This window comes from Streptomyces sp. NPDC054841 (genome assembly GCF_053611045.1).
This window is the reverse complement of record NZ_JBSGZO010000173.1, coordinates 1-16,376: the sequence shown is the minus strand read 5'-3', so window position 1 is coordinate 16,376 and position 16,376 is coordinate 1. Positions and strand designations below refer to the sequence as shown.

Here is a 16,376-nt window from a genome sequence, read left to right as displayed (position 1 = left end):
CCACGGATGGCGGACGGCCCCTTCGGGGTACTACAGCGGGGTCAGGAAGCCTTGGCCTTCTCCGGGGCGGCCTTGGCCGCCGCCGGGGCCGGCTTCGCGGCCTCGTAGAACTCCTCGCGCGGCGACTCGATCGCACCGAGCGAGACGACCTCGCGCTTGAGGAACATCGCGAGCGTCCAGTCGGCGAAGACACGGATCTTGCGGTTCCAGGTCGGCATGGCCATGCCGTGGTAGCTGCGGTGCATGTACCAGGCGAGCCGGCCCTTGAGCTTGATCTTCACCTTGCCCATGACGATCATCGCGACGCCCTTGTGCAGGCCGAGACCGGCGACCGCACCCTTGTTGGCGTGGCTGTACTCCTTCTGCGGGAAGCCCCGCATACCGGAGATGACGTTGTCGCCGAGGACCTTCGACTGGCGCAGCGCGTGCTGGGCGTTCGGCGGGCACCAGGCGTTCTCGACACCGGCGCGGCGCGAGGCCATGTCCGGGACCTGGGCGTTGTCGCCGGCGGCCCAGATGTAGTCGGTGCCCTGGACCTGGAGGGTCGCCTGGGTGTCCACGTGGCCGCGGGGGCCGAGCGGCAGACCGTAGCGGGCCAGCGCCGGGTTCGGCTTCACACCGGCGGTCCACACGATGGTGTTGGAGTCGACCTCAAGGCCGTTCTTCAGCACCACGTGGCCGTCGACGCAGGAGTCCATGGAGGTGTTGAGGTAGATCTCGATACCCCGGCCCTCGAGGTGCTCCTTGCCGTACTTGCCGAGCTTCGGGCCGACCTCGGGAAGGATCTTGTCGGCGGCGTCGACGAGCACGAAGCGCATGTCCTCGCGCTTGATGCTCTTGTAGTACTTGACCGCGTCGCGGGCCAGGTCCTCGACCTCACCGATGGTCTCCGCGCCGGCGAAGCCGCCGCCCACGAAGACGAAGGTCAGCGCCTTGCGGCGGACCTCCTCGTCGGTCGTCGAGTCGGCCTTGTCGAGCTGCTCGAGGACGTGGTTGCGCAGGCCGATGGCCTCCTCGATGCCCTTCATACCGATGCCCTGCTCGGCGAGGCCGGGTATCGGGAAGGTGCGGGAGACCGCGCCGAGCGCGATGACGAGGTAGTCGAAGGGCAGCTCGTAGGCCTCGCCGACGAGCGGCGAGACCGTGGCGACCTTGCGGTCCTGATCGATGGTGGTGACCCGGCCGGTGAGTACCTCGGCCTTGGGCAGCACGCGTCGCAGCGGGACGACGACGTGCCGCGGCGAGATGCTGCCGGCAGCTGCTTCGGGAAGGAAGGGCTGGTACGTCATGTACGACCGCGGGTCGACGACCGTGACGGTCGCCTCCCCGTACCGCATCTTCTTCAGAATGCGACGAGCTGCGTACAGGCCTACGTACCCACCGCCTACTACGAGGATCCTGGGACGCTCCGTGGTGCTCATGCCATCGAGTATCCACCCCCCTCGGAGGGGTCGCTCGTGAGCCCCTTCACAAGCACTTGCCGACCCTCTGCTACACTCCGCCGCCCACGTGACCGAGGTCATGGCGAGGTCAGGGAACCACGATGCATCGGGGAACGTTGCCGAACCCTCCTGAGCTGGCCCCACGGCCGGATCCGGAAGGTGAACCGGCCCCTTGCTTCATGTGGACGCAACACGGCGGGAACGTGCCGGACTGCGGCCTGACGGGCAGAGTTGGGCACAAAAAGAGGCCCGGAGGGCCGTCTGAAGGCACTTTCGACGGCCGACCGGGCCCTTTTCCTTGTGAAGAACTTCACGAAGTTTCTCGCGGACCACGTCCCGGGGGGCCGGAACAGGCCCTTCGGGACCCCTTCTCAGGCGATCGAGAAGGCGATCCCGTCAAGGATGTCGTGCTCCGAGACCACGACCTCCGGGACGCCGGTGCGCTCCATGATCTCGAGCAGCACCAGTGCTCCGGCGGTGATGACGTCCACCCGGCCGGGGTGCATCACCGGGATCGCGGCACGCTCGTCGTGCGTGGAGCGGAGCAGCCGCTCGGTGACCTCGGCGACCTGGTCGCGGGACATCCGGGAGTGGTGGATGGCCTGGGAGTCGTACTCGGCGTGCCCGTGCACGATCCCGGCGACGGTGGTCACCGTGCCGGCCAGGCCGACCAGGGTGCTCGCCTCGCGGACCGGGACGGTCTCCTCGGCGAGGTCGAGCGCGGCCGCGATGTCCGCGCGCACGGCGGCGATCTCCTCCGGCGTCGGCGGATCGTGCCGGATGTGCCGCTCGGTGAGCCGCACGCAGCCGATGTCCACCGATCGCGCGGCCTCGACGTGCTCGTGGCCGATCACGAACTCGGTCGAACCGCCGCCGATGTCCACGACCAGGCGCTCCTCGTGGCCCGGCAGCTCCATCGTGGCGCCGACGAAGGAGAACTCGGCCTCCTCGTCCCCGCTGATCACCTCGGGCTCGACGCCCAGGATGCCGACGACGCCACGGACGAAGTCCTCGCGGTTCTCGGCGTCGCGGGAGGCGGAGGTGGCCACGAAGCGGACCTTCTCCGCGCCGTGCGTCTTGATGATCTCCGCGTAGTCGCGGCAGGCGGCGAAGGTGCGCTCCAGCGCCTCGGGCGCGAGGCGGCCGGTGCGGTCGACGCCCTGGCCGAGCCGGACGATGGTCATCCGCCGGTCCAGCTCGGTCAGTTCACCGGTTGCCCGGTCGACATCGGCGATGAGGAGACGGATCGAGTTCGTGCCGCAGTCGACGGCGGCGACGCGGGTCACTGGGCGTCCTTCTCGGTGCCGGTTCCGGTTCCGGTTCCGTTTCCGGTTCCGGTTCCGGTTCCGGAGACATCGGCGTCACCGGCACCGGGCTCGGTCATGGCTTCCGTGGCGGGGCTGACGCACGGGCCCTTCGCCCACCACTCCGGCAGCATCGCGATCGCCTCGTCGCCGAGCGGGTTCACCCCGGGCCCCGCCGCGAGCGAGTGGCCGACGAGGACGTGCAGGCACTTCACCCGGTCCGGCATGCCGCCCGCGCTCGGGAAGCCCTTCAGCTCCTCGATCGCGTCCCGGCGGGCGATGTAGTCCTCGTGCGCCGCGCGGTAGGCCGCCGCCAGTTCGGGGTCGGTCTGCAGCCGCTCGGTCATCTCCTTCATGACGCCGTTCGCCTCCAGCGTGCCGATGGCCGAGGCCGCACGCGGGCAGGTCAGGTAGTACAGCGTCGGGAAGGGCGTACCGTCCTCCAGCCGCGGGGCCGTCTCGACCACGTCCGGCTGGCCGCACGGGCAGCGGTGGGCGATCGCCCGCAGACCGCGCGGCGGGCGGCCGAGCTGGTCCTTGAACGCGGCGATGTCCGCCTCGGTGGGCGGGGTGTGCTCGGTGGTCGGCGGGGGCGTTTCCATGTATACGTACGTCTCTTCGTCTGTCTCGTCTGTTGCGTCGTTGAATTCGTGGCCTCGGCCGTACCGGTCAGCGGGGCGCGTCGGCGCGGTCGACGCCGTCCCAGACGTTCGAGTACCAGGGGTGGTCCTCGGCGCCCCCCTCGGGGCGGCGCTCCTGGTCGGCCCGGGGGTCGATCACGATGAAGCCGGTCTCGCCCGGCATGACCATGTGCAGATGCTCGCGGGCCAGCTTCATGATGTGCGCGTCGTCCTGGAGCCGCGCCTTCTCGTCGCGCAGCTCCTCGACGCGCTCGCGGGCCGCGGCCGCGAGCCGCTCCTGCTCGGCGATCTCGTTCTGCTGCGACACGTACTGCCGCATCGGGTACGCGAGCGCGACGATCATCGTGCAGACCACCAGCGCGAGGAAGGCCGCCCGGCCGGTCAGCCGGGAGCGGCGGGCCTGCCGGCGGTTCTGCGAGCGGTAGACACGGGCGGCGGTCTGCTCGCCGAGCAGCCGCAGCCGGGTCGCGGTGGAGAACCGGTCCCGGTCCTTCCCGGTCATCGCTCGCCTCCCCTATTACCTACGGTTATTACTACGGCCCCGTTGGTACGTCCTCTTACGTACGTACGTCCCCGGACACGGTACGGGACCGCGGCCGGGGACGTACGGAGGCTGGTGCTTTACGCCGGTCAGCCCTTGAAGCGGGGGAAGGCGCTGCGGCCCGCGTACACCGCCGCGTCGTCGAGGATCTCCTCGATGCGCAGCAGCTGGTTGTACTTGGCGACGCGCTCGGAGCGGGCCGGGGCGCCGGTCTTGATCTGGCCGCAGTTGGTGGCGACGGCCAGGTCGGCGATCGTGACGTCCTCGGTCTCACCGGAGCGGTGGGACATCATGCACTTGAAGCCGTTGCGCTGGGCCAGCTCGACGGCGTCCAGGGTCTCGGTCAGCGAACCGATCTGGTTGACCTTGACGAGCAGCGCGTTGGCCGCGCCCTCCTCGATACCGCGGGCGAGGCGCTCGGGGTTGGTGACGAACAGGTCGTCGCCGACGAGCTGCACCTGGGAGCCGAGCTTCTCGGTGATGGTCTTCCAGCCGTCCCAGTCGTCCTCGAAAAGCGGGTCCTCGATGGAGACGAGCGGGTACGCGGCGACGAGCTCCGCGTAGTACTCGGTCATCTCGGCGGCCGAGCGCGACTTGCCCTCGAACTCGTAGTTGCCGTCCTTGTAGAACTCGGAGGCGGCGACGTCGAGCGCGAGCGCGATGTCCTTGCCCGGCGCGTAGCCGGCCTGCTTGACGGCCTCGATGATGAGGTCGAGGGCCTCACGGTTGGAACCGAGGTTCGGGGCGAAGCCGCCCTCGTCGCCGAGGCCGGTCGACAGTCCCTTGTCCTTCAGGACCTTCTTCAGGGTGTGGTAGACCTCGGTGCCCCAGCGCAGGGCCTCGGAGAAGGACTCCGCGCCGATCGGGGCGATCATGAACTCCTGGATGTCCACGTTGGAGTCGGCGTGCGAGCCGCCGTTCAGGATGTTCATCATCGGAACGGGCAGCAGGTGCGCGTTCGGGCCGCCAAGGTAGCGGAAGAGCGGGAGGTCGGAGGCCTCGGAGGCGGCGTGCGCGACGGCGAGGGAGACACCGAGGATGGCGTTGGCGCCGAGGGAGGACTTGTCCGGGGTGGCGTCCAGGTCGAACATCGCCTGGTCGATCAGGCGCTGCTCGGTGGCGTCGTACCCGACGAGCTCCGGGCCGATCTGCTCGATGACGGCGAGGACGGCCTTCTCGACACCCTTGCCCTGGTAACGGTTCTGGTCACCGTCGCGGAGCTCGAGGGCCTCGAACGCACCGGTGGACGCACCGGACGGGACAGCAGCACGGCCGGTGCTGCCGTCGTCGAGGCCGACCTCGACCTCGACCGTGGGATTGCCTCGGGAGTCCAGGATTTCCCGGGCTACGACGACGTCGATGGACGGCACGAGCATCTCCTTCTGGGATGTGACGCTGAATGTGACGTATGCGAAGCAGGTGCAGCGCAGGTCATGCAGGGTCGCTTTGGCCTTGCGACACGAGCCTATCCGGCTCGCGGGCATCAGCCAGCCGGTGCCCGCCCCATGGGACGAAAAAGGGCACAAAACAGACAGAAACCCCGACCCGGCGCGTACGGGGGAAGGCGCGCCGGGCCGGGGAGCCGGGGGACGGGGGTGTGTACGACCGGTGGTCCGCCGGGTCCACCGGGCTACGGGTGCCCGTGGGGGACTACGGGAGTCCGTCGGGGACTACGGGGCGCCCGGTCCGGGTCGGGGAGTCCCGGACCGGGGCGGGTCCCGGGGCCGGGGCGGGTCCCGGGGCCGGGTCGTCAGCCCAGGTGGAGCTTCTGGCCCGGGTGAATGACGTTCGCGTCGTCGATGACGTCCTTGTTCAGGTCGAACAGCTTCTTCCAGCCGCCCTCGACCTTCTTGGCCTGGGCGATCTTGCTGAGGGTGTCGCCGGCCTTGACCGTGTACTCGCCGTCGCCCTTCTTGATGCCCTTCGCGGGGGCCGGGGCGGCGGAGCGCTCGGAGCGGGTGGTCGGGACCTCAGCGCGCTTCGGGGCGGGGGTCTCGGCCTTGGGGGCGGCCGGGGCGGCACCCGTGTACGCGGCGTTGGACAGGCCCACGCCGCAGTTCGGCCAGGCACCCTTGCCCTGGCCCGCCAGGACCTTCTCGGCGATCTCGATCTGCTGGGCCTTCGACGCCTGGTCGGCGGTGGCGGCGTAGGCGGTACCGCCGTACGCGGCCCAGGTGGAGGCCGAGAACTGCAGGCCGCCGTAGAAACCGTTGCCGGTGTTGATGGACCAGTTGCCGCCGGACTCGCACTGGGCGACGGTGTCCCACTCGGAGGCGGTGGCGGCGGACGCGGTGCCGGTGGCCATCAGCGGAGCGGCGATCGCGGCGCCGGTGACACCGGCGAGCGAGGCGATACGGGCGGACCGCTGGAAGACGGTCGGGCGACGGTGCTTGCCCTTGCCGGAAAGCAGCATGGAGTTTTCCCCTCACCGACGCCTACGAGGTGAGCTGTCGGGTTCGGGCCAAGTGAGTTGCCCGGCCACGCGACTTGCGCGCGGCTTCACCCCAAGCCGTTCCGTCCCTCATCGGGCCGGTCCGGCACTTACCTTGGGTCCCCCGCTCCTGCCTTCGGCGCTTGCGCGTCGACTGTTCCCGCCGGCCGCCGGCAGGATTCGGCGTGCGGTCGTCGGGGCCCGCGATGGCGAGCGGTTCAGACCGTAAACGTACTTCTCCCCGATGTTCAAAGACGAACATCGGGGAGAAAACACGCTTATTTGACTTGCAGAGATGTCCGTTTTTGCAGGTGAGAGGCGTGTTGGCCGGAGTTGACCGACAAGACACGCCAGTTGACCGGAAGAGACTCATGTCTCACTTGCACAGAACCGGACATAAGGCGGCGAACTACTTCTTCAACTGCTCCTGATCCAGACCCAGATCGAGGCTCTGGCCAGGCAGGATGAGGTCGGCGTCGGAGCCGACGACCTCCCGGTTCGCCTCGTAGAGCGCGGGCCAGCCGCCGGGCACCTTTTCCGCGTCCGCGATCGACGACAGGCTGTCGCCGGGGAGGACGGTGTACCCATCTCCCGTAGCGGCGCCCTCTCGTGCCGATCCGTCACCTCGTGAGGCATGACGACCGGATTCGCGCTCATCGCCCGAATTGCCCGCCTCGTCCTCGTTGTCGGCGGGGGCGCCGCGGTGCTTGCCGGTGCCGGTGTCCTTGCCGGCGTCAGCGGCGGCGTCACCCTCGCCCGCCCCGTCCGAGTCCTCGCCGGAGCCGCTCGCGGAGCCCGCCGGGGTGGACGGCTTGGCAGTCGGGGTGGACGGCTTGGCGTCCGGGGCGGACGAAGCAGGGGCCGAGGGCTTGGCGCCGTCCTTGTCGGCGTCGTCGGCGTCCGGCTCGGGTGCCACATCCGCCCCGTCGCCGAACGACGGGCTCTTGGCGCCGCCGTCCTGTGCGGCGGGAGTGGAAGCGGCGCCGCTTCCGAGCGTGGCATCGCCCTGCACGAGACCGGCGATCTCCGAGCAGTTCGGCCAGGCCGCCGGCCCCTGGGCGGCGAACACCATCTCGGCGACCGAGATCTGCTGGGCGCGGCTGGCGAGGTCGGCGCGCGGCGCGTACGCCGTGCCGCCGTAGGCCTCCCAGGTCTCCTGGGTGAGCTGCAGGCCGCCGTAGTAGCCGTTGCCGAGGTCGGCGCTCCACATGCCGCCGCTCTCGCAGTCGGCGACGCGGTTCCAGGTGGCGGAGTCGGCGGCGGAGGCGGAGCCCGCACCGAGCAGCGGGATGGCGATGGCCGATCCGGTCACCCCTGCCGCGACGATGAGAGCGGGGGCCTGACGGGGGCGGCGGTGTCGACCGTTCCCGGAGCGCATGCGGTGTGCCTTCCGTGTGACAACAGAAAACTCCTGAGTCTGCTGAGTCGGTTGAATCAGCGAAGACCCCGAGTCGGGGTGAACGTAGCCGCACTCGCGCGTCAGTCACAAGTCGATGCAGCAGAGATCACGTAAAAGTCACAGTCCTGACTGAGCGTCAGTTCAGCGCGGGCTCCGCGAGGGCGTGAACTCAACGGGCAGAGTGCGCAATCCGCGCATAATGAGCCCGCCGCGCCACCGCAATTCGGAAGGATCGACCGCAAGCCGCAAGTCGGGCAGTCGAGTCAGCAGCGTCGCGAGCGCGGTCTGCCCCTCCAGGCGCGCGAGCGGCGCGCCGAGGCAGTAGTGGATGCCGTGTCCGTACCCGAGGTGCTGATTGTCCCGGCGGCTCAGATCGAGCGTGTCGGCGTCGGGGAACCGGTCGGGGTCACGGTCGGCGGCGGCGAGGACGACGAGGACGGGGTCGCCCGCGTCGATGCGCTGCCCGCCGAGAGTGAGCGGCTCGGTCGCGAACCGCCAGGTGGCGAGCTCGACGGGCCCGTCGTACCGGAGCAGTTCCTCGACCCCGGTGGCGAGCAGCCCGCTCTCGCCGGCCGCGAGGGAGGCCTGGAGGCGGTGGCGCTGCTCCGGGTTGCGAAGCAGGGCATACACGCCGTTACCGATCAGATTGACGGTGGTCTCGAACCCGGCGAAGAGGAGGATGAAGGCCATGGCGGCGGCCTCGTTCTCGGTGAGGTGCTCGCCGTGGTCGGACGCCTTGATGAGCCCCGAGATCAGATCGTCCGCCCCTTCTTGCCGCAGGCCTTCGCGCTTGCGGTGAATCAGCTCGGCCAGATAGCCGCGCATCTTCTTCACCGACCGCGCGACCCCGCCCCGCGGCCCGCCGCCATGACGGATCATCATCCCCGCCCAGTCACGGAAGTCGTCCTGGTCCTCGCGCGGTACGCCGAGCATGTCGCAGATGGCGTAGATGGGGAGCGGGAACGCGAACTCGTGGATGAGGTCCGCCTCCCCCCGGGCGGCGAATCCGTCGATGAGACGGTCCGTCAGCTCCTGTACGCGCGGCGCGAATTCGGCGACCCGGCGCGGGGTGAACGCCTTCGACACGAGGCGGCGCAGCCGGGTGTGGTCGGGCGGATCGATGTTCAGCAGATGCGTCATCAGCTCCGCCTTGCGCTCACCCGGGATCCCCGTCTTCCCCTTCGCGTGCGCCGGCTCGTCATGATGAGCGGGGTTCTTGCTGAGCCGCTGATCCGCGAGCGCCTGCCGCGCATCCGCGTACCGGGTCACGAGCCACGCCTCGACGCCGCTGGGGAGGGCGGTCCTGTGTACGGGGGCGTGCTCGCGGAGCCAGGCGTAGGCGGGGTAGGGGTCGGTGGCGAACTCCCAGGTGAAGAGTTCGGGGGCGGGTGTATTGCTCACACCTCGACGTTATCCGGGCCGTCCGGGTTCTGGCCCGGGGCCTTCCTGGCGCCGTCGTGGCCCTGGTCGGCGGCGATGCGGTACCAGTCCTGGGCCTCGGCGGTTCGGCCCGCCCTGCTCAGGAGCTTGCCGAGCCGGCCGGCGGCACCGGGGGCGCCCTGCGCGTGGCTGCGGACGTACCAGGACTCGTCCTTGTCGGGTCTGCCACGACCCGCGTCTTCAGACCGTCCACGCGTCCGTGACCATCGACTCGACGAGTACGGTCGCCCCCGATGCGGCCAGGGCCGCCAACTCCGCTTCCACGGAAGCAGGTCACTCGCCCGGCTTGGCCTCCGCCGCCAGGATCGCGTCCCGGTAGGCGCGGGCCGCGGCCCGCAGCGCGGCCTCCGGGTCGTGGCCCTCGGCCTCGGCCCGTACGGCCATGGCCAGCAGTTCGTAGCCGATGCCGTGGTCGTCGGCGGCGGACGGCAGCTCCACGTCCAGTCCGGCCGTCCGCACGCGTGAGGCGAGCTTCGCCGCGAGCGCCAGCCCGGGCTGGCCCAGCGGGATGCCGTCCGTCACCGAGTCGCGCTGCTTCTCGACGGCCTTCGTGCGGAGCCAGTGCTCCTTGACGTCCTCCGGGGTCTCGGCGTGGGCGTCGCCGAAGACGTGCGGGTGGCGGTGGATGAGCTTGTCGACGATCGTGCCGGCCACGTCGTCGATCGAGAACGGCTCGTCCCCGTCCTCGGCGCGGCCCTCCTGTGCGATGCGTGCGTGGAAGACGACCTGGAGCAGTACGTCGCCGAGCTCCTCGCGCAGCTCGTCACGGTCTCCGTCCTCGATGGCCTCGACGAGTTCGTAGGCCTCCTCGATGCCGTACTTGGCGAGGCCTTTGTGGGTCTGCTGCGAGGACCACGGGCACTCGCGGCGGATCCGGTCCATGACCTGGACGAGGTCGAGGAGACGGGCGCCCGGCAGGTCGTAGGAGCCGGGGAGCAGCTCCAGGTCGGGCATCCGGACGCGGCCGGATCCGGCCATGCGGGCCAGGCCGTCGGTGAGGGGCTGGTCGCCCTCGCCGGACGGCAGGACCACGACGGTCCGGCCGCCGGCGGCCACGTCCACCAGTTCCTGGGCGGCCGGCGCGGCGATCTCGACGTCGACGCCCGCCTCGCGCAGATACGGCAGCTGCGGATTGCCGGGGTCCGCGCACAGCACCCGGTCCGCGGCGCGCAGCGTCTGCCAGGCCGGCCAGGACAGCAGTCCGGGCGCGACGCGGTGGCTGGCGGTGAGCAGGACGATACGGCCGGGCTCGACGGGGGCTTCAGCATTCACCCCTCGACCCTACGTCCCCCGTGGGGCCGGTCAGGCCCCGGCCTGGACCGCCTGCGGCTCCTTGGTGACCTGGGTGATCCACGGGGCCTTGTAGTCGCCGAGCTGGATCTTCGTGTCGTCCCAGGTGCCGTAGCGGGGGTTCACATCGATGTCGAGGCCCTTCGACGCCTCGGTGAGCGCGGCGCCGACCTTCTGCTGTCCCTGCGGGGTGCCGAGGTCGGCCCCGAGGGCCTGGGCGAGCTTGGTCAGCAGGACCTCCTCGCGGACGGCCTGGTCGATCTGGCCGGGGGCGACACCGCGCTGCTGGAGCAGCATCGCGGCGAGCTGCTCCTCACCGCCGGACTGCTGCACCGCGGCCGCCCGCGCCTCCTGGATCTCCTTGCGGGAGACGGTGACGCCGGCCTCGTCCGCGGCGTGCTCCAGGATCCGGTCGAGGATCATGCCGTGCAGCTTGGCGCGGTTCAGCTGTCCCGTGTTCTTGATCAGCTGCCCGGACTCGGGCGACGCCTGCTGAGCCGTCCGTACGTCCTTGACCTCGGACTGGAGCGCCGACACCTCGATCCGGTCACCGCCGACGACGGCCGCGGCGCCTGGATGTGCCTCGTTGCCACAGGCGGCGAGCAGGGGGCCCGCGGCGACGAGCGCGGCGGAGAGGGCGAGCGCGGTGCGACGGCGGCGGTGCAAAGGGGCCTCCCGGCGTGCGGTGGTGATTGTGCGAACAAAGGTGCGGCGCGCAGCGCCTCGGTGAGGGGTGGTGGTCGGGTGACGGGCGGGCGCACAAAGACCTTGCGATGATCGATGGTAGGCAGTCGGCGTGGCGCAGGCCACTACTTCGAAGCGACTGATTCGGTCAACGACGCGCCGGCCGGTCCGGGTGCGCCGGCCGGGCGGCGACCGGGCTCGGGCCGGAGCATGATCGTGCGGGACACCACGAAGGTGATCGGAATCGCCGCGGCGGCCGCGATCAGCGGGGCGTAGCGGCTGCCGAAGCGGAGAACGTCGACCAGCAGATAGACACCGCAGGTCGTGATCACGAAGTTCGCGGCGTTGGTGAGCGGGAAGAGCAGGAACTTCCGCCAGGTCGGACGGGTCCGGTACGTGAAGTACGAGTTGAGGAAGAACGAGCCGACCATGCTGAGCAGGAACGCCAGGACGTGTGCCGCGACGTACGGCATCCGGGGCAGAAGCAGCAGGTAGCAGCCGTAGTACGTCGCGGTGTTGACCACGCCGACCAGGGCGAACCGGAACATCTGCGCCTGGATCGTCATCGGCGTACGAGCTCCCCCTGCTCTTCTCCCGCGCTGCGCCGCGGCTGCTGCTGCCGCGGCAGTCCGGCGTTGGTCGCCGCCACCAGGTAGTGCGGGCGGCGCTTCACCTCGTAGTAGATACGGCCGACGTACTCACCGACCACGCCGACCATCACCATCTGGACGCCGGCGAGAGCGACCACTGCCACGAGAAGTGTGACATAGCCGGGGGTATCCACCCCGTTCACCAGGGCGACACCGACGATCCAGATCGCATACGCCATGGCGACGGACAGCAGCAGCAGCCCCAGATAGAGGGCGGCCCGCAGCGGTTTGTTGTTGAAGGAGAGGAGTCCGTCGAGACCGTAGTTGAGCAGCTTGCCGAAACTCCATTTGGAGCGGCCCTGCTCACGCACCGCATTTTCGTACTCGAAGGTCGTCGTGCGGAATCCGACCCAGGCGAAGAGGCCTTTGGAGAAGCGGTTGTACTCGCTCAGTCCGAGGATGGCGTCCACGGCACGGCGGGACAGCAGCCGGAAGTCGCCGACACCGTCGACGAGTTCCACATCCACCAGCTTGTTGATGAGCCAGTAGTAGGCGCGCGCCGTGACGGTGCGGGTGACCCGGTCGCCCTTTCGGGTGCGGCGGGCGATGACCTGGTCGAATCCCTCCTCGTGCAGGCGCAGCATGCGGTGCACCAGCTCGGGCGGATGCTGGAGATCGGCGTCCATGATGACCACGGCGTCACCGCCGGCGTGCTGCAGTCCGGCCAGCATCGCGGCCTCCTTGCCGAAGTTACGGCTGAAGGAGACATAGCGGGTACGGGAGTCGGCCGCGGCGATCTGCTCGAGGAGAGCGAGCGTACGGTCCTGGCTTCCGTCGTCCACATAGACCAGTTCGAATTCCTGGCCGAGCAGAACGAGTTCCTTGGTCACATGCTCATGGAAGCGGTTGATGATCTCCTCTTCGTTGAAGCACGGGACAACAATCGAGATCAGCACGGAAGAACAACAACCGACGTGAATGTCGGGGGTGGATTCCACACATGGCGGGCAGGCGACCATTGCGTGAACTGGCCTCATGGTGGCTCGTATTCACGATCTATGGCCTGGCATATTCGAGGAACCATGCCGACCTTGGACAACACCGCACACGCCGTGGACAGCACCGCACAGGCCGTGGACAGCACCGCACAGGCCGTGGACAGCACCGCACAGGCCGTGGACACCGCGCGGGCCACCGCGGACGGCGACGCCATGGGCTCGGACACCGCGGACTCGGACACCACCCGGGACGCCCCCGCCTTCCGCGGCCGCGCCACCGCGCTCGCCTCCCTGCTCACCATCGTGGCCGTGTGCGCCGGTGACGCCGTCGCCCGGAGCTTCCCGTTCGGACCGAAGACACGCAGCGTCAACGACCTGGGGAATCAGTTCGTCCCGTTCCATGCCCACCTGTGGGACCTGCTGCACGGCCGCGCCGGGGGCGGGCTGCTGCTCAACTGGCAGTCCGGGTACGGCACGAGCTTCCTCCCCGACCTCGGGACCTATCTGACCAGCCCGTTCGCCGTGCTCGTCGGGCTCTTCCCGCGCGAGGACATCGATCTCGCGGTGTACGTGATCACCGTGCTGAAGATGGCCGCCGCGGCGGCCGCGATGACCTGGCTGCTGCTCGCCCTTCGCCGCGGCGGTGACCGCTGGTGGGTGGCGGGGGTGCTCGGCGCCTCGTACGCGCTCTGCGGCTGGTCCGTCATCGAGGCCTCGTACAACCCGATGTGGCTGGACGGGCTGATCGCCTTCCCGCTGCTCTGCCTGGTCGGCGAGTGGGCTCGTACGCGGCAGCGTCCCGTCCTCGGCGCGCTGATCGTCGCCGTGGCCTGGACCGCGAACTTCTACACCGCCTACATGGCGACCCTCGGCGCCGCGCTGGTGCTGGTGCTGCGGCTGGTCCTGGACGAGAAGGAGACGGCGGTACGGGACCGGATACGGGTGGTGACACGGGCCGCCGGGACCACCCTGCTCGGCGTCGCGCTCGCGACGCCCGTGCTGCTCCCGGTCTTCCTCGGCTCGAAGCACGCCCACCCCGGCGTGATCCGCACATTCGCGCCCGCCGGGTGGACCGATGTGTTCGCCCGCACGCTCCCGGCGACCTACACCTTCTCCACTCCGGCCCTCTTCCTCGGCACGGGGACGCTGCTGCTCGCCTGCGCCCTGGTCTTCCACCGCGGCGCGCCGCGGCGCGAGCGCCGGTGGTGGACCGGGCTGGCAGTGGCCGTCGCGCTGTCGATGCAGTGGGGGCCGACCCATCTGGCCTGGCACATCTTCGCCACGCCCAACGGCAGTCCGTACCGGCAGTCCTTCGTCCTCGCCGGCGTTCTCGTGATCGCGGCATGGGTGTGCGTGGCGCACGCGTGGCCCGGGCGGCGGGCACTGCTCGGCGGGACCGGGGTCCTCGTGGTGATCGCGCTCCGCGCGGCGCCCAGTGATGTGGTCACCGGATGGACGTACCCGCTGTTCGCACTGGGCCTTGCCGGGGCGGCCGGCGGGCTGGTGCTGGCACGGCTCAAGGGCCGGCGGTACGTCGTACCGGCGGCGCTGCTGCTCGCCGCGGCCCTGGTCGGACAGGCGGCGGCAACCATCGCGTACACCGACCGGCAGCGCCTCGGCCGGCTCGACGACTATCCGGCGTGGGGCGCGGCCCACGCCGCACGCGCCGCCACGGTGGCCCGGGCCGACGGCTGGCCCGCGTACCGGACGGACCCCGGGCGCGAGCAGATCACCGGCAACGACCCGATGCTGATGGGCGGCGAGGGCGGCGCGTACTACAGCAGCCACACCCCCGCCGTGCTCACCCGCACGATGGCCGCGCTCGGAGCCGGCTGGACCTCACGCGGCCGCAACGTACAGAGCCTGGACAATCCGGTCACCGACGCGGTCTTCTCGGTGGGCGCGCGGGTCCGCACGGCGCTGGGCGCGGGGCCGGGGGTCACCCGGGCCGAGGTGCCGCCGCTGGTGACGGTGCGTCCGCCAGGACCCGAGCCGCGCTACGGCGACTCGCCGTTCCGCAACCAGGAGCTGCTGCTCGGCGCCGCGGTGTACGGCGATCCCGTCGGCGGTGTCTGCCCGGCCGGCACCGAGGTCTTCCTGTGGGCGCCCGACTACCGGGGTACGGCACGGCTCGGCGACGGAAAGCCGGTCAAGCTCACCGGCCAACTGCCCAAGCGGCGCGCCCCGATGACCCCGCTCGGCACGTCGGGCGGACCGGAGTCCCAAATCACCTTCGCCGCGGTGGAGCCGCGCGACTGGAGCGCGGGCTGTCTGGACCGCGGCAGGCTGACGGCCGCCGTGGCCCGGCTGAAGTCCACCGGGGCGGTGTCCGTCGAGGTCACCGACAGCGGCGTACGGGCGCAGCTGCCGCCCGGCTCCACCGGCACGGCCGTCCTCGCCGCGCCCCGGATCGCCGGCTGGAGCTGCAACGGGAAGCCGGCCGGCCACCACCTCGGACTGGTCGCCGTCCCCCTCGACGGGACGACCGGCACCGTCGACTGCTCGTTCCGTACACCAGGACTGCGGGCCGGTGCGGCGACCGGCGGGGCCGCCCTTCTCGTACTGGTGACGGTCGCTCTGCTGCCCGCGGCACGAGCACGTCAACGGAAGGCCACCAAGACTTCACCCGCACAGCATCCGCTGGTGGCCCCCGGAGGAGGAGACGCGGCGTAATCTCCCGGCATGCCCTCCCTCCTGAGCAACCGGCTGGCGAAGCGGGTGCTGCGTCCGGCGTTCACGCTGGTGGAGCAGCGCCTGGAGCGCGCCACCACGGCCCTGCAGGCCGACCTCGACGCCCTCCACCACGAAGTGGCCGACCTGCGGCGTCAGAGCTACGGACTCGGGCTGCTGCTCGACCACTCCGGGCGGGACGGCCACCGGATGCCCACCGCGACCCAGCTGGACACGCTGGTGCGCGAAGTGACCACGGCGACCGGAGCGTCCGCTGATCACGCCCGACGCGATCTCACCGTCGCCTACCGGACGGTGGTCGCGCTGGAGGCCCTCGGCGTCGGCCGGATCGCGGGCTCCACCTCCGATGTGTGCGGCAAGCTCGCGACCGTTCCGCTGCTGGCCCCGCCGAACGAGGACGTGCTGGAGATCGGTACCCAGCACGGGCTGTTCGCGACGGCGCTGCTGCGCATGCTGCACCGCGCGGGCGTCGAGCCCCGGCTGACGATCGTGGACCCGCTGGCGGGCGTCGCCGTGCCGGCGGGGGCACCCGTCCCGGTGCGTGAGGACGTCGTACGCGCCAACCTGGCGCTGTGCGGCAGCCGTTCCGGTGCGCAGGCCCGGATCCAGCGGGGCGCTTTCGGCGACCCGGAGGTGCGGGCCGCGGTCTCCGACGTCCGCTATGGAGTGATCGTGCTGGCCGGTGACCCGTCCGTTCAGGGGGTCCTCGGCGATCTGGAGCGGGCCGAGGAACTCGCCGCGGAGGGTGCGGTCGTCATCCTCGACGGGCATGGCGACGACACTCGTCCGGGTGTAAGTGAAGCCCTGGGGAAGCGCCTCGCGAACGGCTCCCGGCTGAAGCTCATGGGTCTGGTCGCGGGCACGGCATTCCTGCGGGCGGGCTGAGCGGGGGGCTTCGCCCCCGGACCCCCGTACGGCCTTCGGC

General features: G+C 70.4%; 14 protein-coding genes and 1 riboswitch. Of the genes, 2 read left to right on the top strand and 12 right to left on the bottom strand.

The annotated features are described in order from the left end of the window. Positions 1 to 41 precede the first annotated feature (41 nt). From ACWGI8_RS22645 to ACWGI8_RS22590, 12 genes are all read right to left on the bottom strand, one after another. Positions 42 to 1,421, bottom strand: a complete 1,380-nt coding sequence (locus ACWGI8_RS22645; RefSeq protein ID WP_453663401.1) for an NAD(P)/FAD-dependent oxidoreductase — start codon at positions 1,419 to 1,421, stop codon at positions 42 to 44. Between the two features lie 392 nt (positions 1,422 to 1,813). Then, the gene (locus ACWGI8_RS22640) at positions 1,814 to 2,728 is read right to left on the bottom strand and encodes a Ppx/GppA phosphatase family protein (RefSeq protein WP_453663399.1); all 915 of its coding nucleotides are present in this window, start codon (positions 2,726 to 2,728) and stop codon (positions 1,814 to 1,816) included. Continuing rightward, positions 2,725 to 3,348: a DUF501 domain-containing protein gene (locus tag ACWGI8_RS22635; RefSeq protein ID WP_453663398.1), complete on the bottom strand. Its 624-nt coding sequence runs from the start codon at positions 3,346 to 3,348 to the stop codon at positions 2,725 to 2,727. The genes ACWGI8_RS22640 and ACWGI8_RS22635 overlap by 4 nt, the downstream gene beginning before the upstream one ends. 67 nt (positions 3,349 to 3,415) lie before the next feature. Continuing rightward, the gene (locus tag ACWGI8_RS22630; RefSeq protein ID WP_453663396.1) at positions 3,416 to 3,889 is read right to left on the bottom strand and encodes an FtsB family cell division protein; all 474 of its coding nucleotides are present in this window, start codon (positions 3,887 to 3,889) and stop codon (positions 3,416 to 3,418) included. Positions 3,890 to 4,017: 128 nt separating this feature from the next. Next, positions 4,018 to 5,298: a phosphopyruvate hydratase gene (gene eno / locus ACWGI8_RS22625; protein ID WP_453663395.1), complete on the bottom strand. Its 1,281-nt coding sequence runs from the start codon at positions 5,296 to 5,298 to the stop codon at positions 4,018 to 4,020. 380 nt (positions 5,299 to 5,678) lie between these two features. Then, a complete protein-coding gene (locus tag ACWGI8_RS22620) occupies positions 5,679 to 6,341 on the bottom strand; it encodes a transglycosylase family protein (RefSeq protein ID WP_453663393.1) in 663 nt (220 codons plus the stop codon). Positions 6,342 to 6,345: 4 nt separating this feature from the next. After that, positions 6,346 to 6,511: riboswitch (cyclic di-AMP (ydaO/yuaA leader) on the bottom strand. Positions 6,512 to 6,768: 257 nt separating this feature from the next. Further along, a complete protein-coding gene (locus ACWGI8_RS22615) occupies positions 6,769 to 7,737 on the bottom strand; it encodes a transglycosylase family protein (RefSeq protein ID WP_453663391.1) in 969 nt (322 codons plus the stop codon). A gap of 162 nt (positions 7,738 to 7,899) precedes the next feature. Next, positions 7,900 to 9,159 carry a cytochrome P450 family protein gene (locus ACWGI8_RS22610; RefSeq protein WP_453663389.1) on the bottom strand — a complete coding sequence of 420 codons (1,260 nt, stop codon included), beginning with the start codon at positions 9,157 to 9,159 and terminating at the stop codon, positions 7,900 to 7,902. 312 nt (positions 9,160 to 9,471) lie between these two features. After that, positions 9,472 to 10,470 (bottom strand): nucleoside triphosphate pyrophosphohydrolase, encoded by a 999-nt coding sequence (locus tag ACWGI8_RS22605; protein ID WP_453663387.1) that lies wholly within the window; start codon positions 10,468 to 10,470, stop codon positions 9,472 to 9,474. A gap of 30 nt (positions 10,471 to 10,500) precedes the next feature. Beyond that, positions 10,501 to 11,154: a SurA N-terminal domain-containing protein gene (locus tag ACWGI8_RS22600; RefSeq protein ID WP_453663386.1), complete on the bottom strand. Its 654-nt coding sequence runs from the start codon at positions 11,152 to 11,154 to the stop codon at positions 10,501 to 10,503. 143 nt (positions 11,155 to 11,297) lie between these two features. Beyond that, complete coding sequence (locus ACWGI8_RS22595; RefSeq protein ID WP_453663384.1) at positions 11,298 to 11,738, bottom strand: GtrA family protein; 441 nt, start codon at positions 11,736 to 11,738, stop codon at positions 11,298 to 11,300. Next, a complete protein-coding gene (locus ACWGI8_RS22590; RefSeq protein ID WP_453663382.1) occupies positions 11,735 to 12,718 on the bottom strand; it encodes a glycosyltransferase family 2 protein in 984 nt (327 codons plus the stop codon). Before ACWGI8_RS22590 ends, ACWGI8_RS22595 begins: the two co-directional genes overlap by 4 nt. Positions 12,719 to 12,973: 255 nt before the next feature. On the opposite strand from ACWGI8_RS22590, the gene ACWGI8_RS22585 reads away from it, so the two are divergent. Continuing rightward, positions 12,974 to 15,433 carry a YfhO family protein gene (locus tag ACWGI8_RS22585; protein ID WP_453663403.1) on the top strand — a complete coding sequence of 820 codons (2,460 nt, stop codon included), beginning with the start codon at positions 12,974 to 12,976 and terminating at the stop codon, positions 15,431 to 15,433. A gap of 9 nt (positions 15,434 to 15,442) precedes the next feature. After that, positions 15,443 to 16,336: a class I SAM-dependent methyltransferase gene (locus ACWGI8_RS22580; RefSeq protein ID WP_453663380.1), complete on the top strand. Its 894-nt coding sequence runs from the start codon at positions 15,443 to 15,445 to the stop codon at positions 16,334 to 16,336. The last annotated feature ends 40 nt before the right edge of the window (positions 16,337 to 16,376 follow it).